The sequence below is a fragment of the Cellulosimicrobium sp. NPDC030954 genome (assembly GCF_055571305.1).
In genome coordinates this window covers 515733-536978 of the sequence record NZ_JBVIFN010000002.1, presented here as the reverse complement: position 1 = coordinate 536978, position 21246 = coordinate 515733, and the positions used below count along the sequence as shown (strand labels likewise).

The following is a 21246-nucleotide window of genomic DNA, read 5'->3' as shown; positions in this document are numbered from 1 at the left end:
GGGGGCGTCGTTCTGCACCCACCATCGTTCGAACAGGCGTTCGAACACTTCCAGTGAACGACCGCCGTCGCGGGGTGTCAACTCCGCAGGTGAGAGCCGTCGGCTTCGTCCGAGATGCCCGCCGCAACCCTCGACCGTCGCTCGAGGGTTGACCCGAACCCTCGACCTCTACCTGAACCTCTTCCTCCCGCCGAGCACGGAGTCGCAGCCCGTGCGGCGTGCAGAGCGAGCCACGACCGCATGCTCGGCAGCCGGTCCTCGCCGCACGATGCCCCGCCGGATGGCAGGCTGGCGCCATGGACGCCCGCACGACCCTGCCCACGCTCGGCTCGCTCACCTGGGAGCCCGCGCTCGACCACCTCGACCTCGTCGCCCCCGTGACCGCCGACGCGCTGCGCCGGTGGGCCGAGGCCGACCCGGACGTCGCGGCGCTCGTCGCCGTGACGGAGATCGACCCCGACCTCGCGGACACCGCGACGCTCAACGCCGCGTTCGACCTGCCCGTCGAGGCGTCGGCGAACTGCGTCGTCGTGGGCGGCGCGCGGGCGGGCGACGAGCGGGTCGCCGCCGCCGTGGTGCGCGCGCACACGCGCGCCGACGTCAACACGCGCGTCCGCAAGCTGCTCGACGTGCGCAAGGCGTCGTTCCTGCCGACCGACCGTGCGACGGCCGAGTCCGGCATGGAGTACGGCGGCATCACGCCCGTCGGGCTCCCGGACGGGTGGCGCGTCCTCGTGGACTCGCGCATCGTGACCGACGGCGCGCACGCGCTGATCGGCAGCGGCGTGCGGCGCTCGAAGCTGCTGCTTCCCGGCGACCTGCTGGGCCGCCTGCCCGGTGTCGAGGTCGTCGAGGACCTGGCCGTCCCGGTCGCCTGACCCGCCCAACCCGCCGAGCACGACATGAAGGTCGCCACAAGCTCCTTGGCGACCTCCATGTCGTGTTCGGCGGGCGATCGTCAGCGATCCAGGACGACGAGGCGCTGCGTCGCGCGCGTCATCGCGACGTAGCGGTCGACCGCGCCCTCGACGCCGTCGCCGAACGTCTGCGGGTCCACGAGGACGACGAGGTCGAACTCGAGTCCCTTCGCCGTCTCCGGCGTGAGCACCTGCACGCGCGACGCCCCGTCCTCCCCGAGCCGCGCCGCGACCGACTCGGTCGACGCCGCGACGGACCCCGCGCCGCCGATCACGCAGGCCGTGCCCTCGGCGTGCTCGGCGAGCCACGCGTCGAGGATCCCGTCGAGGTCCGCGACCGCCCCGTGGGCGACCGGCACGCCCGTGCTGCGCACCGACGTCGGGACGTTGGCGTCCGGGAGCGCCGCCCGGATGACGGGCTCCGCCGCCGCCATGACCTCCTGCGGCGTGCGGTAGTTGACGCTCAGCGACGCCTCCGCGACCCGGTCGAACCCGACGCGCCCGAGCCGCTCGCGCCAGCCCTCCGCGAACCCGTGGCGGGCCTGCGCGCGGTCCCCGACGACCGTGACGCTGCGTGACGGGCAGCGCCTCAGCACCATCTGCCACTCGGCGTCGGTGAGCTCCTGCGCCTCGTCGACGACGACGTGCGCGAACGGACCCGCGAGCCGGTCGGGCGTGGCCGTGACCAGCGCGCCGTCGTCGACGAGCGCGTCGCGCAGGTCCTGCCCCTTGAGCATCGTCATGACCATGAGCTCGCTGTCGTCGGACGCCACGAGGTGGTCGACGACGTCGTCCATCCGGGCCCGCTCGGCCGCCGCGGCGGCCTCGTTGCGGCGACGGCGTCGCGACGCCTCCGGGTCGCCCAGGCGCTGCCGCGCGGCGTCGAGCAGCGGCAGGTCCGCCGTCGTCCAGGCCTGCGCGTCCGCGCGCTGGAGCGCGCGCACCTCCGCGGGCGTGAGCGACGGCGCGCACAGGCGCAGGTAGGCGGGCACCGACCACAGGTCGGCCACGAGGTCCGTCGCCTCGACGAGCGGCCACGCGCGGTCGAACGCGGCGCCGAGCGCGCGGTGGCTGCGCAGGGCGCGGCGCACGTCGTCGGCCGACAGGTCCCCGGCGTCCTCCGCGGTCTCCTCGCCCACCGTCTTGTCCACGAGGATCTCGACCAGCGCTGCCCAGACGTCGTCACGCGCCTCGTTGTGCGGGGTGCCGGGGTCCACGGACTCGAACGCCTCCGCCCAGTCGGCGGTGGAGAGCCAGACGTCGGCCCACGGCGTCTCGACCTCCATGCCCTCGGTGGGCGGGCGCTCGGAGAACCGCACGGCCGGCTCGATCGCCGCGACGAGGTCGGCAGACGCCTTGAGCCGGGCGACCTCGGGGTCGGTCTCCGCGCGCGCCGTCGCGCCCTCGGGGACGAGGTCGCGCAGCGTGCAGGTCTGCACGCCGTCCTCGCCGAGCCCGGGCAGCACGTCGGCGACGTAGGAGAGGTACGGGCGGCTCGGCCCGACGACGAGCACGCCCCCGTGCCCCGCGCCCACCTGGGGGTCGGCGTACAGGAGGTAGGCGGCGCGGTGCAGCGCCACGACGGTCTTGCCCGTGCCGGGGCCCCCGTCGACGACGAGCGCGCCGCGCGAGCCCGCGCGCACGATCGCGTCCTGGTCCGCCTGGATCGTGCCGAGCACGTCGCGCATGCGCGGCGACCGGCTCGCGCCGAGGCTCGCGACGAACGCCGACTGGTCGTCGAGCGCCGCACCCGACCCGGCGCCGTCGGGCACGAGCTCCTCGTCCCAGTAGTCCGTGACGCGACCACGCGCCCACCGGTACCGACGGCGCGCCGCGAGGCCGAGCGGGTGCGCGGGCGTCGCGGCGAAGTACGGCTCCGCGGCGGGCGAGCGCCAGTCGACGAGCAGCCGCTCCCCCGCCGGGTCCGTGAGGCCCACGCGCCCCACGTAGACCGGGGCGGAGCCGTCGGCGAACGTCATGCGGCCCAGGCACAGGTCGACGCCGTAGCGCTGCAGGAGGTGCAGCCGCCCGCTGAGCCGGTGGATCTCCTGGTCACGCTCGAGCGCCTCCGTCCCGCTCCCGCCGGGCGCGCGGCGCGCCGCGTCGAGGCGCTGCGCGAGGTCCGCGACGGAGTGCTCGAGGCTCGCCGCGATCGCGGCGAGGTGCCGCTCGTCGGCGGCGACGAGCGCGGGGTCGGCCTTCGCTGCCAGGCGGTCGGGGAGGTCGAAGATCCGGGCGCCGCCCGGGGTCGGACGGGCGGTCGGGTCGGTCGTGCGGTCGGCGGTCACGGGGGCGTCGGGCAACGTCATCAGCTCCGGTCCGAGGTCGAGCGGGACGGCGCGGACCGACGACGGCCCGCGCACGAACGGAGATTCTGCGCCCCCAGGGGGCTCTTGCCGCAAGACCCCCCGTGCGCTATACCTTGGAAAGGGAGGCCGCTAGACCTCCTTTTCCGTTCCCCGCCGTCGACGGGCGGTGGCCCGGCCCGTGCGGCCGCGCCCACCAGCCGAGATGCGAGAAGTGGCCCGTCACCGCGCTCGGCGAGGGGCCACTTCTCTCGTCTCGTGGAACGTCAGCTCTCGGCGCGGCCCTCGCGCCAGTAGCCCATGAACGCGACGGCGCGTCGGTCGACGCCGAGGTCGGTGACGAGGTGGCGGCGCAGCGTCTTGATCGCGCTCGCCTCGCCCGCGAGCCAGGCATAGAGGACGGTGTCCTCCTCGAGCAGGCCGGGGACCTCCCAGAGGATCGACGCGTCGACGTCGACGTCCTCGAGGTCCTCGGCGGTGCGGCACTGGGCGGGCGGGTCGGTCCCGAGGACCCCCGCACCGAGGATGCGCGCGGCGGCCTCCTGGACGGCGGGCACGAGGCGCGCGCCGTGCGCGTCGTGCGCGTCGTGCGGACCGCCGGGGACGTCGTCGCGCGCGAGGAACGTCACGCGCACCCCCGGCGGCGTGACGAGGTCGCGCGCGTCGCCCACGTGCGGCACCTCGACGTAGACCTCGCCCCACGCGTCGGCGGGCAGGTCCTCGCAGATCGCGGCGATCGCGGGCAGCGCGGTCTCGTCGCCGGCGAGCAGGAGCGCGTGCGGGCGCGTCGGCGGGCGGAACTCGATGCCGCCGACGGGACCGTCGAACGACGCGTCCGGGCCGAGCAGGACGAGCGGCGTGCCGACCTCGGCGGCCAGGGCCCAGCGCGAGGCGGGACCGGCGTCGCCGTGCAGCACGACGTCCACGACGACCTCGCGCGCCTCGGGGCGCACCGCGACGGTCGTGTAGGTGCGCAGCGGGTTGCGGCGCTCCTCGGGCTGGTCGCGCCACGCGGCGTACCAGGACTCGGCGTCGCGCACGAGGTGCTCGTAGCCGCCGTCGGGCGCGGGCAGGACGAACTTGATCCGCACGTCGAGGCCGGGGTCGCCGAAGAGGTCGAGCTCCGGGCCGGTGAACGTGAACCGGCGGAAGCTGGGCGTGAGCTGCTCGACGCGCGCCACCTCGACGTCGAAGAAGCGCCACGGCGCGGTGGCGCGGGCGACGGGACGACGAGCGCGGGTGCGGGGTGCGGCGACGGTCTGGCTCACACAGGTGAGGCTAACCTACGCACCCTCGCCGGGGTCAACCCGTCCGGACCTCGGATCGTGCCCCGGCACGGTGAGACGCGTCACGCTCCCCGGCCGCGGCTGCGCCACAGCAGGTAGACGAAGTACGGCGCGCCCAGGAGCGCCGTGCCGAGGCCCGCGGGGATCTGCTCGGGGGCGATGACGACCCGCCCGAGCGTGTCCGCGACGGACACCAGGAGGGCGCCGAGCAGCATCGCGACGGGGACGACCCGGCCGTGCCGCGCCCCGACCAGCGCCCGGGCGGCGTGCGGCGCGACGAGCCCCACGAACGCGAGCGCCCCGATGGCGCACACGGCGGCGGCCGTGAGCAGCGCGGCGGCCGCGAGCAGGAGCAGGCGCGTGCGGTCGAGCGCGACGCCGAGGACGCGCGGGGTGTCGTCGTCGAGCGCCAGGACGTCGAGGTCGCGGCGGTAGACGGCGGCGAGCGGCGTGAGCACGAGCAGCGCGAGCGCGACGGGGATCAGCTGCTCGAGCGTGCGCCCGTACGTGGAGCCGGAGAGCCACGTGAGCGCGAGGTTCACGTCCCACGGCGCGACGACGACCACGAGGAGCGTGATGAGGGCCATGACCCCGGCCTGGGCGCCGATGCCGATGAGCACGAGCCGGTCCGAGCTGAGCCCGCCGCGGTAGGAGAGCCCGTAGACGAGCCCGAACACCGCGAACGCCCCGATCGCCGCGGCGGCGGACATGGGCCAGATCCCGACGCCGGGGACGAGGAGGATCATCGTCACGGCCCCGAGCCCGGCGCCCGACGTGACGCCGAGCAGGCTCGGCTCGGCGAGCGGGTTGCGGCACACGGCCTGCACGATCGTGCCGGCGAGCGCGAGCGCCGCGCCGGCGAGCAGCGCGGCGAGGACGCGCGGGAAGCGCTGGTCGAGGACGAACGTCACGTGGCGTCCGGCGAGGCCGTTCCACCAGTTCGCCACGTCGCCCAGCAGCACGACCCGGTCCCCGAGCAGCAGGCCCGCGACGGCGGCCGCGACGACGGCGAGCGCCAGCACGGCGACGACCACGAGCACGGCGCGCGACGAGCGCGGGCGGCTCAGCGCGCCGTGCGCGCCGCGCGACGACGCCGGCCCGGAGTCGCGCAGGCGCCGCGCGAGCCAGATGAGCAGGACCGCGCCGAGGACGGTCGTGACGATGCCGGTCGGCACGGCGATGGACAGCGTGCCCGGCAGCAGCAGGCGGAGCAGGACGTCGGCGCCGAGGACCACGATCACGCCGACGATCGCCGCGAACGGCAGGAGCAGCACGTGCCGGCCGAGCCCGGGCACCCGGCGCGCGACGAGCCGCGCGACGACCGGCGCCGCGAGGCCGACGAAGCCGACCGGTCCCGCGACCGTCACCGCGATCGAGGCCAGGAGGACGGCGACGAGGACGGACAGCACGCGCGTGCGGCGCACGTCGACGCCGAGCACGGTCGCGGCATCGTCGCCGAGGCCGAGGAGGTCGAGGCGGCGCGAGAGGAGCAGTGCGGCGATGACGCCGACCACGACGACGGGAGTCGCCAGCGAGACGGTGCGCGTGCCCGACTGGACGATGGACCCGCTCCCCCACGCGAACAGGCCCATCGTCTCCTGCTCGAACAGCACGAGGAGGACCATCGTCAGCGAGTGCAGCGCGAGCATGATCGCCGACCCGGCGAGCACGAGGCGCGTCGGGCCGTCGGCGCCGCCGCGCGCGAGGACGAGCACGAGCCCGGCCGCGGCGAGGCCGCCGAGGAACGCGAGCCCGCCCTGGAGGTAGAACGGGATCGAGATGCCGAACGCGGCGACGACCACGACCGTCAGGTACGCGCCCGCGTTGACCGCGAGCGTGTCGGGCGACGCGAGGGGGTTGCGCGCGACCGACTGCAGCACGGCGCCGGCGACGCCGAGCGCGACGCCGAGCAGGAGGCCCGCGAGCAGCCGGGGCACGCGCGAGGCGACGAGGACGGCGACGGTCTGGTCGACGCCGTCGCCGCCCGTGGCCAGGCGCAGCAGGTCGAGCGGGCCGACGTCGGCCGTGCCCTGGGTGAGGTGCACGGCGGCGAGCACCGCCGCGACCACGACCGCGACGACGAACACCCCCACGATCCCGAGGCGCGACGTCCGCACGCGGGGCGCGACCGCCGTCAGGCCCGCGGGCGCGCCGTCCCCCGCACCGGCGTCGCCGGTACCGCCCGGTCCCGGGACGACGGCCGGAGCCGGGTCCTCCAGGAGGAGGGTGTCCGGCTCCGCCGTCGTGCGCTGCTCCGGCCGCGTCACGATGTCCTCGTCAGCACTGTGGTTCTCGTCAGCCTTCTCGTCGGCCCGGGCGCAACCGCGCCCGGTGGTGGTGCGGACCGGTGTCAGGCCGCGGTGAGCGCCTCGACGACCGCGTCGGCGTAGGCCGCCGCGGACAGCGGGCCGCCGAACATCCAGATGCCGTCGGGCAGGCGGTGCACGTTCCCGGCCGTGACGAACGGGAGCTGCTCCCACACCGCGTTGCCGGCGAGGCCGTCCGTGAACGGGTCGGCCTCGGAGTCGCTCGCGACGTAGAGGAACTGCACGTCGCCGAGCTGGGTCAGGCCCTCGACGTCGGTCTGGGCGAGCCCGTAGTCGGGGTCCCCGCCCTCGGTCCACGCGTTGACGAGCCCGATCTCCTCGCCGATCGCGCCGAAGAACGAGCCCGGCGTGTACATGCGGACCGAGACGGCACCGTTGGTGACCCAGCCGTCCGCCATCGTGAAGTCGGCGCCGGCGAGCCCGGCCTCGTCGAGCGCCGCCGTGGCGTCGGCGATCTTCGCGTCGTAGGTCTCGAGCGCGGCGGCCGCCTCGTCCTCGTGACCGGTCACGGTGCCGAGCGTCTCCACCGTGGAGCGCATGTAGCCGATCGGGTCCTCGCCGTCGGAGCCGCGCAGCGCGAGCACCGGCGCGACCTCCTCGATCTGCGCGATGACGTTCTCCGGCAGGTCCGTCGTCGTGACGACGAGGTCCGGCTCGAGCGCGGAGATCGCGTCGAGGCTGGGCTCGCCGCGCGTGCCGACGTCCGGCGTGCTCGCGTCGATCGGCGCGACGGTGTCCCATGTGTTGTAGCCCTCGACGTCCGCCTGCCCGACGGGCTCGATGCCGAGCGCGACGAGGTTCTCCGTGAGACCCCACTCGAGCGAGACGATGTCGGTCGCCGGGGCGTCGAGCGTGACCTCGCCGCGCTCGTCGGTGACGGTGACCGGGCCGGACGCCGTGTCGGTCGTCGCCTCGGCGTCGTCGGCGGCCGCGGGGTCCTCGGTCGTGCCGCACGCGGTGAGCGCGAGCGCCGTGGCGAGCGCGAGGGCGCCCGCGGCGAGGGAACGGGTGGTCGAGCGCATGGGTGTCCTTCGGGGTCGGTCGGTGCCCGGGCCGTGCTCCGTCGGGCGGGCCGGTGGGCCGCGCGTCGGGGCCGGGCGGTGGGTCGGTGCGGAGTACGTCGTGGGGTGGTGCGTCGGGTGGTACGGGGTCAGACGAGGACGGCCGCGTCGAGCCGCGCGGCGTGCCGCCCGAGCGGCTCGCAGCACGTGCGCCCGGTGAGGGGGTGCGTGTAGACGTCGACGTGGATGCCGTAGACCTCGGTGAGCAGCTCGGACGTCAGGACCTCGTCGGCAGGCCCGGTGGCGCGCACGACGCCCGAGTGGAGCAGGACGACGCGGTCGGCGACGGCGGCCGCCTGGTTGAGGTCGTGCAGCACGACGCCGACGGCCACGCCGTGCTCCGCCGCGAGGTCGCGCACGAGGTCGAGCAGCTCGACCTGGTAGCGCAGGTCGAGGTACGTCGTCGGCTCGTCGAGCAGGAGCACCTGCGTGTCCTGCGCGAGGCACGTCGCGAGCCACACGCGCTGCAGCTCGCCGCCGGAGAGCTCGTCGACGCCGCGGTCGGCCATCGTCGTGATGCCCGTGACGTCCATGGCGTGCGCGATCGCGCGCGGGCCGTCGGGGTCGTTGGCGCGGAACCGGCCGCGGTAGGGGTGGCGCCCGTAGGCGACGACGTCGCGCACGCTCACGCCCGACGGCGTGGGCCGGCTCTGCGACAGGAGCGTCACCCGCCGCGCGAAGTCCTTGGGGTGGAGCGCGAGCGCGTCGGGCGCATCGTCGAGCGCGACCGTCCCGGCGTCGGGACGGTGCAGGCGCGCGAGCGAGCGCAGGAGCGTCGACTTGCCCGAGCCGTTGGGCCCGATCAGCGCCGTGACGGCTCCGGGCGCGAGCTCGAGCGCGGCGCCGTGGACGACCGTGCGCGCGTCGTAGGACAGCCGCAGGTCGTGCCCGGCGAGCGCCGGGGCGCCGGGCGCTCCGGCCGGGCTCGGGACAACTGAGGTTCCACTCACATAGGTGAGGCTAATCTATGCCGCCGGGTCCGAACCAGACCCTGCCACCCGTGTGACGCGGTTCACGAGGGGGCGCCGCGTCACCCCTCGGTCGTCGGTGCGGCGCGCCGGTGCCGGTCCCCCGCACCCGTCGTCGGGGGCGCGTGGTCCTCGTCCGCCGCGTGCGCCCGGGTCGGGGACGCGTGGCGCTCCCCGCCCAGAGCCACGGGGACGACCAGCGCGCGGTGGTCGGACAGGCCTGTGTCGACCGCCACCGCGGGCTCCGTCGCCCGGACCGCCCCGTGCGCGAGCACGTGGTCGAGCTGACGCGCGGGCTCGCCGACCGGGAACGTCGCGGCCGACGCGAGCGCCCGCCACCCGCTCGTCCAAGCCGCCTGGGGCGCGTCGACGTTGAGGTCGCCGAGCAGCACGACCGGTTCGCCGTCGGGGGTCTGGGCGACGAGCGACCGGGTCAGCCGCACGAGCTGGGTCAGGTTGCGCCCGGGCACGAAGGTCAGGTGCGTGCACGCGACGGTCAGGGGACCGCCGGGGGACTCGACCCGTGCCACGAGCGCCGCGCGCGGCTCGTCGCGCACGAGCGTCGGCAGCCGGCTGCCGGGGAACCGGACCGGGACGCGCGTGCGGGGGGCGGGGAGGAGGACGGTGCGCCAGTCCGTGACGGGGTACCGGCTCACGACCGCGATCCCGTAGGCGGCCCGGCCCGGCTGGTTCTCCCCGGTCGGCGCGGTCCACACGCCCGGCTCGCCGACGAGCGTCGCGACGAACCGGTGCTCGACGGCGCCCGCCGCCTCCGCCGCGACCGCCGTGAGGTCGGCGCGGTGCGAGCGCGGCTGGTCCCGGTCCACCTCCTGGAGCGCGAGGACGTCCGCGTCGAGGTCGCGGACGGCGCCGGCGAAGCGGTCGACGTCGACCCGGTCGTCGACGAGCGACCGCCCGTGCAGGATGTTGAACGTCGCGAGGCGCACCCTCCCGATTCTGGGTACGCGGGCTCCGGGTCGCACGCGCTCGACCACCGGCGACCCGTGCGACCGGGCCCGCGCGGTGACGTGCCAGCGCACCGGGGGTGGTGTAGACCCTGGGCATGGTGGACGACAGGGACGCGCTGCACGACGGCCTCCGCATGACCGCCGCGGCGCTCGCCGAGGCCGACATCCCCCACGCCCTGGTCGGCGGGTACGCCGCGTGGGCGCGCGGCGCGCCGGAGCCGAGCCACGACGCCGACTTCGCGATCCGCGAGGTCGACGTGGACCGCGCGCGCGAGGTGCTGCGGGCCGCCGGGCTCGAGATCACGGAGCCGACGGAGAACTGGCTCTTCAAGGCCCACCACGGCGGAGAGCTCATCGACGTCCTCTACCGGATGGTCGGCGAGCCGATCGACGACGACCTCCTCGCCCGCACCGACGAGATCGAGGTGCTCGCGGTCCGCATGCCCGTCCTGTCCGCGACCGAGATCATGACGTCGAAGCTCCGTGTCGTCGGCGAGCACTACTGCGACTTCTCGCGGCTGCTGCCGGTCGCGCGCGCGATGCGCGAGCAGATCGACTGGCCCGAGGTCCGTGCGCGGGTCGAGGACAACCCGTACGCGCGCGCGTTCCTCTTCCTCCTCGACGAGCTCGGTGTCGTGGACGCGGAGCAGATGGCGGACACCTCGCTCGGCGGGCGCCGGGCGTCGGCGGAGCCGGCGTCCGGGGACCCGTCGAACGCCCTCGAGTGAGCGGGGCGCGTTCGACGCGCGAGCGAACCAGACCCCCGACAGGGTGAAGAGGTACCGCCCGCTACCTCAGGAGGTCACACCGATGAGCACGGTCACCCAGTCGATCGACGTCGACGTCCCCGTCCGCAGGGCCTACGACCAGTGGACGCAGTTCGAGGAGTTCCCCCGCTTCATGGAGGGCGTGGAGGAGATCCGACAGCTCGACGCGACGCACACGCACTGGAGGACGAAGATCGGCGGCGTGGAGCGCGAGTTCGACGCGGAGATCACGGAGCAGCACCCCGACGAGCGCGTCGCGTGGAACAGCACGTCGGGCCCGGACCACGCGGGCGTCGTCACGTTCCACCGGCTGAATGACGCGCAGACCCGCGTGACCGTCCAGCTCGACTGGTCGCCCGAGGGTGTCGTGGAGAAGGTCGGCGACGTCCTCCAGCTCGACGAGCGCCGCGTCAAGGGCGACCTCGCGCGGTTCAAGGAGTTCATCGAGTCGCGCGGGACCGAGACGGGTGCCTGGCGCGGGGACGTCGGCTGACGTCCCGACGTGCAGCCCCGCCGGCCACCGGCGACGCCACGGAGCGGGTCCGGGTTCCCGGGCCCGCTCCGTCACGTGCGGCGGCGTCCGACGCGCGCGAGGCGGACTCCCCACGCCATCCTGGTGCGATGACCGCGCACGCCCCGGCCCGCCCGGGACCGGACACCGTCGACGCGGCCGTCCTGGCCGCGGGAGGGAGCGCGTGAGGGCGCCCCGGTGGGTGGGGACGCTGCGGCTGCGCGACCGCGCGGCGGACTACGCGTACGTGGCGGCACGCCAGGTCGCGGGCCTCGTCCGGTCGCGACGTCCCGTCCCACGCGGCCCGGGCGGCCGCGACCCCGTCGTGCTGCTGCCGGGCGTCTACGAGACGTGGCAGCTCCTGGCGCCGGTGGCGACGGCGCTGGCGCGGGCCGGGCACCCGGTGCACGCCGTGCCCGACCTCGGGTACAACCGGCGCCCGTTCGCCGAGGCGGCCGACCGCACCGCCGCCTTCCTCGTGGAGGCGGACCTGCACGACGTCGTCCTCGTCGCGCACAGCAAGGGCGGTCTCGTGGGCAAGCGCGTCATGCTCTCGCCCGCCGGGTCGCGCGTGGCCGGCATGGTGGCCGTCGCGACGCCGTTCAACGGCTCCAGCTACGCGCGCTACCTCCTGGGCCGCACGCTGCGCGCGTTCTCGCCGCGGGACGCGGCGCTGCTCGCGCTCGCCGCGGAGCGCGGCGTGGACGCCCGCATCACGGCCGTCTACCCGCGCTTCGACCCGCACATCCCCGAGACCGGGCGGCTCGAGGGCGGCCGGAACGTCGAGCTGCCCCTCGCGGGGCACTTCCTCCCGCTCGGCGACCCGGCGCTCGTCGAGGTCGTGGTGCGGGAGGTCGAACGGCTCGCCCGGTCGACCTCCCGCGACTGAGCGCGGTCCTCAGACCGAGCCGGACGACGCGCCCACCATGACGCGCGCGAGCTCCTGCGTGCACCGGGTCATCGCGACGTACAGGCCGTTCCAGCCGCGCGGCTCCGCGGCGATGCCCTCGGGGTCGACGACGACCACCGCGTCCCACTCGAGCCCCTTCGCCTCCGAGGTGCTGAGGACGGGGACGGCACCGACGGCCACGCCGAGGTGCCCCAGCCGGTCGCGCGGCGCCACGACGCCGACGGAACCGCCGTCGTACCGCTCCGCGAGGCGCGCGACCTCGGTCGCGACCGCCGCACCCAGGGTCACGTCCGACGCGCCTGCGGGCACGACGACGTCGCGCGGCGCGACCCCGGCGTCGCGCACCGCACGGGGCGGCACGTTGCGGCTGCCCGCCGCGCGCAGCACGGGCCCGACGAGCTCCATGACCTCGCGGGGCGTGCGGTAGCAGATCGTCAGGTTCGCGCGGTGCCAGCGCTCGCCGAAGACCGGGCCGACGACGTCCGCCCAGTCCGTGTGGCGGTGCGGCGCCTCGGTCTGGTCGACGTCCCCGACGGCGGTCACCGAACGCGTCGGGCAGCGACGCAGCACCATGTGCCACTGCATGGGCGAGAGCTCCTGCGCCTCGTCGACCACGACGTGCCCGTAGGCCCAGTCGCGGTGCGTCGCGGCCCGCTGCGCGAGGAACTCGCCCTGCTCGCCGGGGGCGTCCGGGGTGCCGAGCGCGTCGGCGAGCGCGTCGAGGAGCGGGACGTCGCTCGGCGCGAGCGCGGCAGGCTCGCGCGCCACGAGGGCGACCTCCGCGGCCGAGAGCTCCGGCGCGTGCCGCGCGAGGAGCACGGCGTCGCCCAGCAGGCCCGCGAGCGCCGCGCGCGCGTCGACGACGGGCCACCACGCGTCGAGGACCGCCGTGAACCCGGCGTCGCGCGCGAGCTCGCCGCGGAGCCGGTCGAGGTCGTCGTCCGTGAGCTCGCCGTCGACGTCGCCGCCGCGCGCGCCGGTCGTCGGGGCGCGGTCGTCGCGCGCGGCGAGACCGGCGTCGAGCTTCCCGAGCGCGTCCTCGAACCCCTCCTCGACCCGTTCGAGCATCTGCGCGTGCCGCGCCGCGGCCTCGTCGACGAGCGCGTCGAGCAGGAGGTCCACGGCCCGGCGCCGCGCGGCGCGCACGCTCCGGTCGCCCGCGCGGGCGGCCCGCAGGACCTGGGCGACCCGGTCCGCGCCGAGCGGGAGCGGCTCGCCGTCGAGGCGCACCGTCAGCGCCCGCGCGTCCGGGACGAGGGAGTCGGCGTAGCGGGCGACGACGTCCTGCCACAGCGCGCGGCCCTTGAGCTCGGCGATCTCGCGCACCTCGTCGCGCTCGGGCGCGACGCCGGGCACGAGCGTGTCGCACGTCGCCGACACGACCGCCGTCTCCCCGAGCGCGGGCAGCACCTGGGCCACGTACTCGAGGAACCGCGACGACGGGCCGAGCAGGAGCACGCCGCGCTCCGCGAGGTGCGGGTGCGTGAAGAGCAGGTACGCCACGCGGTGCAGCGCGACGACCGTCTTGCCCGTCCCCGGGCCGCCTTGCACGACGAGCGTCTGCTCCGCCGGGGCGCGCACGATCGCGTCCTGCTCGACCTGGAGCGTCGCGACCGCGGTGCCCATGCGGCCCGTGCGGCGCTCGGACAGCGCCGCGAGCAGCGCGCCCTCGCCGACGAGGCCGTCCTCGTCGTCCGCCCCGGTCGCCGACCCGTCGAGCGGCTCGTCGTCCACGCCCGTGACCCGCTCCCCCGCGGTCCGCACGTGCCGGCGCCGCGCGAGGCCCTGCGGCTCGCGCGCGGTCGCGGTGTAGAAGGCGCGGGCGCCGTCGGCGCGCCAGTCGAGCACGAGCGGGTCGGCGTCGGCGTCGGACGCCGCGATCCCGACGCGCCCGACGTGGCGCGTCACGCCTTCGACGGTGTCGACGCGGCCGAACACGAGCCCGCTCTCCGCGCGCTCGAGCTCGGTACGCCGACGGCGCAGCCCGGCCCGCCGGGAGCGCTCGACGACGGCCTCGGCGCCGGGGCGGTCCGGGTCGGTCGGCACGGCGAGCTGCGCGTCGAGCTCCGCGAGGAGCCGGGTGCGGCGCGCGAGCGCGACGTCGAGGTGCCGCTGCTCCTCGGCGACGGCGTGCGCGAAGGGGTCGCGGTGGCCGCGATGATCGCGGTGATCGCGGTGATCGGTGGCGGGCAGGGACGGAGAGGGCTGGACCGGCACGGAACCTCTTCTCGTACGACGTACGGACACGGGCCCAACGCACCGTCCCGCCCGATTGTTCCCGGCGGCGGGGCGTCGTCTCGAAGGAGGGCTCGCCGAGGTCAGGGCACGCGCGTCGCCCAGAACGCGACGGCCGACGCCGCAGCGACGTTGAGCGAGTCCACTCCCCCGGCCATGGGGATCGTCACGACCCGGTCCGCCGCCGCGATCGCGCCGCGCGAGAGCCCGTCGCCCTCCGTGCCGAGCACGAGCGCGAGCCGCTCGGGCGGGTCGGCCACGACGTCGTCGAGGCTCACCGCGTCGTCGGCGAGCGCGAGCGCGGCGACGGTGAAACCCTCCTCCCGCAGCAGGTCGAGCCCGCCCGGCCAGGTCTCGAACCGCGTCCACGGCACCTGGAACACCGTGCCCATGCTCACGCGCACCGAGCGGCGGTAGAGCGGGTCCGCGCACCGCGGGGAGACGAGCACGGCGTCCACGCCCAGCGCGGCGGCGGAGCGGAAGATCGCGCCGACGTTCGTGTGGTCGACGACGTCCTCCAGCACGGCGACGCGCCGGGCCCCCGTGCCGCCGCGGGCCGCCGAGAGCAGGTCGTGGACGGTCGCGAGCGGCGGACGGTGCATCGCCGCGAGCGCCCCCCGGTGCAGGTGGAACCCGGTGATCGCCTCCAGCACGTCGGGGGCGCCGACATAGACCGGGACCTGTTCACCAGTCCCGCCGGGGGCGTCGTCGACCGGAAGGGCGGCGATGTCGTCGGCCAGGTCGTCGAGCCAGCGCTCGGCCATGAGGAACGACCGCGGCCGGTGCCCCGCGGCGAGCGCGCGCCGGATGACGGTCGAGCTCTCCGCGATGTAGAGGCCCTTCTCCGGCTCGTGCTTGGACCGTAGCGCGACGTCGGTCAGTCGGTTGTAGTCCGCGAGGCGGTCGTCGGTGGGGTCGGTGACGTGCACGACCCGCAGGTCGGGCCGAGTGCTGGTGTCGCTCACGCGTCGATTCTTCCAGCACCGCCACGCGCCTTGGCTCCGCCGAGAACGTCCGTCTAGACTGTCCAGACAGAACGAGGTGGGGAGGTTCGTGTGAGCTGGCAGGTGCAAGACGCGAAGCAACGCCTCAGCGAAGTCCTGCGAGAGGCCGAGAACGGCCCGCAGGTCATCACACGGCACGGCAAGGAGATCGCCGTCGTCGTCGGGATCGACCTCTACCACGAGCTCGCCGGGGTCCGCGTGGAGCTCGCCGACTACCTCCTCCAGGCGCCCACGACGGACGACCTCGAGATCGTCCGCGACCGGACTCCGATGCGTGAGCTCGATCTCGGGATCGACGCGTGAGGTACCTGCTCGACACGAACGTCGTCTCCGAGCTCGTACGGCCCCGCGCGGACCAACAGGTCGTCGCGTGGCTCCGCGGGCTCCGGACCCATCAGATCTACCTCTCGGTGCTGACCATCGGCGAGATCCGCACAGGTGTCCAGCGCCTCATGTCTCGCGACGCCGCGCGGGCGACCGCGCTCGAGACGTGGGTCCACGGTCTCGAGGAGACGTACGGGGACCGCATCCTCCCCGTCACGCTCGAGATCGCGCAGCGATGGCCGGCCGTGCACGCGGCGCGCCCGCTGCCCGTCGTCGACTCCCTGCTCGCGGCGACCGCGCTCGCCCACGGGCTCACGGTGGCGACACGGAACACCCGGGACTTCGTCGACAGCGGCGTCCCCGTCGTCAACCCGTTCTCCTCACCCTGACCGCTGACCGCCGGCCGCTGGCGTGTCGCGGGTCACGGTCCTTCGCCCCTCGCGCGATCCGGGCATCGGGGGTCGAATAGGGGCATGGGATCCGCGCCGGACGCTGCACCGACCCCCGCCACGGCGGCCTCCTCGACCTCGGCGAGCACGACCGAACGGTCGCTCGACGCGCCGTGGTCGCGCCCGCCCGACGCCGTCCTCGCCGAGCTCGGGACGGATGCGGGCGGCCTCTCCAGCGCCGACGCCGCGACGCGGCTCGCAGAGGTGGGGCCCAACCGGCTGCCGCCGCCGCAGCGCGACCCGCTGTGGAAGCGGATCCTCGTCCACTTCGACGACGTCCTCATCTACATCCTGCTCGTCTCGGCGGTGCTCAAGGCGATCCTCGGCGACTGGGTCGACTTCACGGTGATCCTCGCGGTCGCGGTGATCAACGCGGCGATCGGGTTCATCCAGGAGGGGCGCGCGGAGAGCGCGCTCGAAGGCATCCGGAACATGCTGTCCGTCAACGCCGAGGTGCGACGCGACGGTGCGTGGGCCCGCGTGGACGCCGACGACGTGGTGCCCGGCGACGTCGTGCGCGTGCGCTCGGGCGACCGTGTGCCCGCGGACGTGCGGCTGATCCAGGCGACGAACCTACGCGTCGAGGAGTCGGCGCTCACGGGCGAGTCCGTCGCGGCGGCCAAGAAGGTCGACGCGGTCGCTGCGGACGCGGGCGTGGGCGACCGGTCGAGCATGCTCTTCTCGAGCACGCTCGTAGCGGCGGGACAGGGCGTCGGGGTCGTCACCGCGACGGGCACGGCGACGGAGATCGGCCGCATCCAGACGATGATCTCCGAGGTCCGCAGCCTCGCGACGCCGCTGACGCGCCAGCTCGACCGGTTCGGCAAGCTCCTCGCGGTGCTCATCCTCGCGATGGCCGTCGTCATGGTCATCATCGGCCGGGTCTTCCACGACTTCACCGTCCCGGAGCTGATCTCGGCGTCCATCGGCTTCGCGGTCGCCGCAGTGCCGGAGGGTCTGCCCGCGCTCGTGACGATCACGCTCGCGCTCGGGGTGCAGCAGATGGCCCGCCGCCGCGCGATCACGCGCAAGCTGCCCGCGGTCGAGACCCTCGGGTCCGTCACGACGATCTGCTCGGACAAGACGGGGACGCTCACCAAGAACGAGATGACGGCGCGCACGGTCCGAACGAGCGGGCGGACGTTCACCGTCGCCGGAGCGGGGTACGCGCCCGTCGGAGACGTGACCGTGCCCGACGACGCGTCTCGCCCCGGGGCGACCGGCGCACCGGGCGAGGTGGACGGCTCGGGCGACGCACCGGCGTCGGGCACGAGGCACGCCGACCTCGCCGACGACCGGGACCTCGCGGCCCTGGCGACCGTCATGATGCTCTGCAACGACGCGCGGATCGTCCCCGACGAGTCCGACGCCGACGGCTGGCGGCTCGTGGGCGAGCCGACCGAGGGCGCGCTGCGCACGCTCGGCATGAAGGCGGGCGTCGACCCCACGGGGTGGCGGCGCGTCGCCGTCGTGCCGTTCGAGTCCGAGAACAAGTTCATGGCGACGCTCGACGCCGACCCCGACGGCGGCCTGCACGTGCACGTCAAGGGTGCGCCGGACCGCGTGCTCGACCGCTGCGCGACCCAGGTGGCCGAGGACGGCGGCACCGACCCGCTCGACCGCGCGTTCTGGGACGCGCAGATCGACGCGCTCGGCGGTCGCGGGCTGCGCGTGCTCGCCGCCGCCCGGCGGACCGCCGCGGACGGCACGGCCGACCTGGACGTCGACGACGTCGCGGACGGGCTCGAGCTGTGCGGGCTCGTCGGCATCGTGGACCCGCCGCGGCCGGAGGCGATCGAGGCCATCGCCGAGTGCCGCGACGCGGGCATCCGCGTGAAGATGATCACGGGCGACCACGCGGGCACGGCCCTCGCGATCGGCCGCGAGATGGGCATCGTGGACCCGCACGACGAGACCGGGCAGGCCGCGGCGCCGGACGTGCTCACGGGCCCCGAGCTCGAGGAGATGAGCACGGAGCGGCTGCGGCAGGTGGTGCGCGACGTCGACGTGTACGCGCGCACGAGCCCCGAGCACAAGATCCGGATCGTCTCCGCGCTCCAGTCGCACGGCGAGGTCGTCGCCATGACGGGCGACGGCGTGAACGACGCCCCCGCCCTCACCCAGGCGGACGTCGGCGTCGCGATGGGCATCAAGGGCACGGAGGCGACCAAGGAGGCCGCGGAGGTCGTGCTCGCGGACGACAACTTCGCGACCATCGAGCGCGCGGTGAAGGAGGGGCGACGGATCTACGACAACATCCGCAAGTCCGTGCTCTTCCTCCTGCCGACCAACGGCGCGCAGTCGCTCGTCATCCTCGTCGCGGTCCTGTTCGGCCTCACGCTGCCGCTGCAGCCGGTCCAGGTCCTGTGGATCAACATGATCACCGCCGTCACGCTGTCCCTCGCGCTCGCGTACGAGAAGGCGGAGCCCGACGTCATGCGCCGCGCCCCGCGCGACCCCAAGGCGTCGATCCTCGACGGTGCCTACGTGCGGCGCATCCTGCTCGTCTCGCTCCTCATCGGCGGCGCGACGATCCTGCTGTTCTACGTCGAGCGGGCCCAGGGCGTCCCGATCGCCGAGGCCCAGACGACCGCCGTGACGATGCTCGCGCTCGGCCAGCTCGCGTACCTGTTCAACTGCCGGTTCCTCGACCGGTCGAGCCTCACGCTCGACGTGCTCCGCGGCAACCGGGTGATCTGGATCTCGGCCGTGACGCTCCTCGCCCTCCAGGCCGTGTTCGTCTACGCGCCGTTCATGCACTCCTGGTTCGACTCGGCCCCCATCGACGTCGTCGAGTGGGGCAAGACGCTCGGGCTCGCGCTCGTCGTCTTCCTGCTCGTCGAGGTCGTCAAGTGGGTCGGCCGGCGCTGGACCGCGCGCGACCACGTGCCCGCCCTCGTCGAGCGGCACGACCCCGGTCAGCGCGCCGTCCAGGGGTGAGGCGAGCGAACACCACCCGCCGCTGCACCTCGTAGCTCGTCGCGAACAGCGCGGCGTCGGTGCCGACCTTCGCCGCGAGGAGCGGGACGCCGAGACCGGTCAGCAGCGCGAGCAGCCCGTAGCTCGCCGCGAGCAGGACGGCCGCGAGCGCCGCGTAGCGCACGACGGCGGCGCGCAGCGGGACGTCGCGCCCGCCGGCGAAGACGACGCGACGGTTCACGGCGAAGTTCACGCCCGCGCTGAGCAGGCGCGCGCCCACCACGCCCGCGAGGAGCGACCCGGTGAGCGCGTGCAGCACGAGCAGCGCGACGACGTCGACCGCGGCCGACCCGAGCGACGACGCGGCGAACCGCAGCAGCGGCGCCCACACGCGCAGGGAGTCCGCGACGGGCCGGAAGTGCGAGGACGCGTTGTCGTCGAGGTAGACCGTCGCGACGTCCACCTCGACGATCCGGCGGCCCGTGCGGGTCGCGTCGAGGAGCGCGCGCAGCTCGTACTCGTACCGGTCGCCCCGCACGGCGAGCAGGGCGTCGAGCAGGCCCGGCCCGTAGGCGCGCAGCCCGGTCTGGGTGTCGCGCACGCGCGTCCCCGTCGCGGCCGTGAACGCCCAGCGTGTCGCGGCGTTGCCCACGCGGCTGCGCAGCGGGACGACACCGGCGAAGCGGCGCGCGCCGAGCACGACCGCGTCGGGTTCGGCCTGCGACCGCGCCGCCACGCGCAGCACGTCGAGGACCGTGTGCTGCCCGTCCGCGTCGGCGCACACGACGCCGTGGCCGGGCAGGCGGTCGCGCACCCACCGGATCCCCGTGCGCAGCGCGTGGCCCTTCCCGCGGTTGACCGGCACCGCGAGCACGACCGCGCCCAGCGCGCGCACCGCGCGGAACACTCCCCCGCACCGCCGGTCGCTGCCGTCGTCGACGATCACGACCGGCAGCCCGGGGACCGCGACGCGCAGCGCGTCCACGAGGGCGACGAGGCGCGCGTCGGGCTGGTACGCGGGGACGACGACGGCGGTCCGGGCGGCGCCCGCGCCGGGCAGCGCTGCGGGGGCGTGCGTGGTCGCGGCGGCCATCACGCACCGTCGGCGACGTAGAGGACGTCGGACGTGCCGCGCTCGCGTCCCTGCGACGGGCTGTTGACGACCTCGCCGTCGAAGTACAGCGTCGAGGACCCTCCGCCGTCGAGGTTATACGCGGTCGTCGCGCCGAGGTCCTGCAGGATCTCCGCGAGCCCGGTCATGGTCACGCCCCGCGAGTAGCCCTCCTGACGGCCGTCCACGACGACGAGGACGAGGTGGTTCTCGTCGACCACGCCGATCGCGGTGCGCGGCTGCTCCCCCTGGATCGAGTGGTTCCCGACGTTCGTGTCGACCTCGACGTCCTCGATCCCGGCCACGACCTCGCCGTCCTCGACGAGCGCGGGCCCGAACGACAGCGTGTTCCACACGCCGGCGTCGACGAGGCTCTGCGCGTCGGTCGTCGTCTCGTCGTAGACCTCGACGTGGCCGTCGCGGTAGAGCGCGAGGCCCTCGCGCGCGCCCTCGTCCCGGTACACGACGCCGTTGCGGATGACGGTGCCCGTGTCGCGGAACCCGTAGTAGTCGCCGTTGATCGCGAGGACCGCGTCGTGGTCGGCGGCGATGTCGGACGTCGTCTCGGTGATGTTCGTGCCGAACGCGTCCTGCGCGAACGCGGAGCGCAGGTCCGTCATGTCGGAGAGCACGACGTCGGCCACGTAGTACGTCACGGTGTCGTCGCCCGAGCCGGTGGTCACCCGGGAGACCGTGATGCTCGTGCCGTCGGACGTGTACGTGTCGCCGTCGATGCTCGCGCCGCTGTCCGAGGTGCCGGTCGAGCCGCCGTCCGGTGCGCCCGCGCTGCCGTCCGCCGTCGTGCCCTGCTCCGACGTCCCGTCGGCGTCGGCACCCTGCGACGCCTCGTACGCCGACACGTCGGCGATCTCGACGTGCTCGACGACGAACCGGTCCAGCGCCCACGCCGTCGCGCCTCCCAGCGGGAGCACCACGGCGAGGGCCGCGACGAGCGCGACGCGCCACCGTCGTCGGCGTCGGGCGGCGGGCGGGTCGTGCGGGGTCGGGTCCTGCGGGGTCGGGGCCGGGGTGCTCGTCGAGGTCGGGGTGCTCATGGTCCGTGTCTACGGAGCGGGTGTGTGCCACTCGGATGGCGTGGCTGTTCGTCGGCTGTGAGCGGCCGCACCCGCCGCCCAGGACGTCCCGTGACGGACCTCTCAGCCCGTCGGTTTGCGTCGAACGA

Annotated in this window: 17 protein-coding genes; 7 read left to right on the top strand and 10 right to left on the bottom strand. The window is 75.1% G+C overall.

What is annotated here, in order from left to right; genetic code table 11:
• The first annotated feature begins 296 nt into the window (after positions 1 to 296).
• Positions 297 to 878, top strand: coding sequence for a YbaK/EbsC family protein (locus ACZ402_RS07420; RefSeq protein WP_375824911.1), 582 nt, complete (start codon positions 297 to 299; stop codon positions 876 to 878).
• A gap of 80 nt (positions 879 to 958) precedes the next feature.
• Here ACZ402_RS07420 and helR read toward each other — a convergent pair whose 3' ends face one another.
• The 6 genes from helR to ACZ402_RS07390 form a co-directional block, all read right to left on the bottom strand.
• On the bottom strand, positions 959 to 3280 hold the full coding sequence (gene helR / locus ACZ402_RS07415; protein ID WP_375824910.1) for an RNA polymerase recycling motor ATPase HelR: 2322 nt from the start codon (positions 3278 to 3280) through the stop codon (positions 959 to 961).
• Between the two features lie 209 nt (positions 3281 to 3489).
• Entirely contained in the window at positions 3490 to 4491 is a 1002-nt protein-coding gene (locus ACZ402_RS07410; RefSeq protein ID WP_375824909.1) for a siderophore-interacting protein, read from the bottom strand.
• A gap of 80 nt (positions 4492 to 4571) precedes the next feature.
• Positions 4572 to 6776: an iron ABC transporter permease gene (locus ACZ402_RS07405; protein WP_375824908.1), complete on the bottom strand. Its 2205-nt coding sequence runs from the start codon at positions 6774 to 6776 to the stop codon at positions 4572 to 4574.
• Between the two features lie 83 nt (positions 6777 to 6859).
• On the bottom strand, positions 6860 to 7858 hold the full coding sequence (locus ACZ402_RS07400) for an ABC transporter substrate-binding protein (RefSeq protein WP_375824907.1): 999 nt from the start codon (positions 7856 to 7858) through the stop codon (positions 6860 to 6862).
• A 128-nt stretch (positions 7859 to 7986) separates the two neighbouring features.
• On the bottom strand, positions 7987 to 8847 hold the full coding sequence (locus ACZ402_RS07395) for an ABC transporter ATP-binding protein (protein WP_375824906.1): 861 nt from the start codon (positions 8845 to 8847) through the stop codon (positions 7987 to 7989).
• Positions 8848 to 8927: 80 nt separating this feature from the next.
• Positions 8928 to 9812, bottom strand: coding sequence for an endonuclease/exonuclease/phosphatase family protein (locus ACZ402_RS07390; RefSeq protein ID WP_375824905.1), 885 nt, complete (start codon positions 9810 to 9812; stop codon positions 8928 to 8930).
• 116 nt (positions 9813 to 9928) lie between these two features.
• On the opposite strand from ACZ402_RS07390, the gene ACZ402_RS07385 reads away from it, so the two are divergent.
• The 3 genes from ACZ402_RS07385 to ACZ402_RS07375 all read left to right on the top strand — a co-directional run bounded on the left by ACZ402_RS07385 (position 9929) and on the right by ACZ402_RS07375 (position 12000).
• Positions 9929 to 10561: a nucleotidyltransferase family protein gene (locus tag ACZ402_RS07385; RefSeq protein ID WP_375824904.1), complete on the top strand. Its 633-nt coding sequence runs from the start codon at positions 9929 to 9931 to the stop codon at positions 10559 to 10561.
• Between the two features lie 82 nt (positions 10562 to 10643).
• Positions 10644 to 11093, top strand: coding sequence for an SRPBCC family protein (locus ACZ402_RS07380; protein ID WP_375824903.1), 450 nt, complete (start codon positions 10644 to 10646; stop codon positions 11091 to 11093).
• Positions 11094 to 11295: 202 nt separating this feature from the next.
• Complete coding sequence (locus tag ACZ402_RS07375) at positions 11296 to 12000, top strand: esterase/lipase family protein (protein WP_375824902.1); 705 nt, start codon at positions 11296 to 11298, stop codon at positions 11998 to 12000.
• Between the two features lie 9 nt (positions 12001 to 12009).
• Here the strand turns inward: ACZ402_RS07375 and ACZ402_RS07370 are convergent, their stop codons facing one another.
• Together ACZ402_RS07370 and ACZ402_RS07365 are read right to left on the bottom strand one after the other, a co-directional pair.
• Positions 12010 to 14238, bottom strand: coding sequence for a HelD family protein (locus ACZ402_RS07370; RefSeq protein ID WP_375824901.1), 2229 nt, complete (start codon positions 14236 to 14238; stop codon positions 12010 to 12012).
• A 101-nt stretch (positions 14239 to 14339) separates the two neighbouring features.
• Positions 14340 to 15221, bottom strand: coding sequence for a TrmH family RNA methyltransferase (locus tag ACZ402_RS07365; RefSeq protein ID WP_375824900.1), 882 nt, complete (start codon positions 15219 to 15221; stop codon positions 14340 to 14342).
• A gap of 90 nt (positions 15222 to 15311) precedes the next feature.
• Between ACZ402_RS07365 and ACZ402_RS07360 the strand changes: the two genes are divergently transcribed.
• The 3 genes from ACZ402_RS07360 (at position 15312) to ACZ402_RS07350 (ending at position 18973) form a co-directional block, all read left to right on the top strand.
• Positions 15312 to 15563, top strand: a complete 252-nt coding sequence (locus ACZ402_RS07360; protein WP_087472263.1) for a type II toxin-antitoxin system Phd/YefM family antitoxin — start codon at positions 15312 to 15314, stop codon at positions 15561 to 15563.
• Positions 15560 to 15973 carry a type II toxin-antitoxin system VapC family toxin gene (locus tag ACZ402_RS07355; protein WP_375824899.1) on the top strand — a complete coding sequence of 138 codons (414 nt, stop codon included), beginning with the start codon at positions 15560 to 15562 and terminating at the stop codon, positions 15971 to 15973. The genes ACZ402_RS07360 and ACZ402_RS07355 overlap by 4 nt, the downstream gene beginning before the upstream one ends.
• A gap of 84 nt (positions 15974 to 16057) precedes the next feature.
• Entirely contained in the window at positions 16058 to 18973 is a 2916-nt protein-coding gene (locus ACZ402_RS07350; RefSeq protein WP_375824898.1) for a cation-translocating P-type ATPase, read from the top strand.
• Here ACZ402_RS07350 and ACZ402_RS07345 read toward each other — a convergent pair.
• Together ACZ402_RS07345 and ACZ402_RS07340 are read right to left on the bottom strand one after the other, a co-directional pair.
• The gene (locus tag ACZ402_RS07345) at positions 18882 to 20045 is read right to left on the bottom strand and encodes a glycosyltransferase (RefSeq protein ID WP_375824897.1); all 1164 of its coding nucleotides are present in this window, start codon (positions 20043 to 20045) and stop codon (positions 18882 to 18884) included. The genes ACZ402_RS07350 and ACZ402_RS07345 overlap by 92 nt on opposite strands.
• A complete protein-coding gene (locus tag ACZ402_RS07340; RefSeq protein ID WP_375824896.1) occupies positions 20045 to 21118 on the bottom strand; it encodes a phosphodiester glycosidase family protein in 1074 nt (357 codons plus the stop codon). The genes ACZ402_RS07345 and ACZ402_RS07340 overlap by 1 nt, the downstream gene beginning before the upstream one ends.
• Between the last annotated feature and the right edge of the window lie 128 nt (positions 21119 to 21246).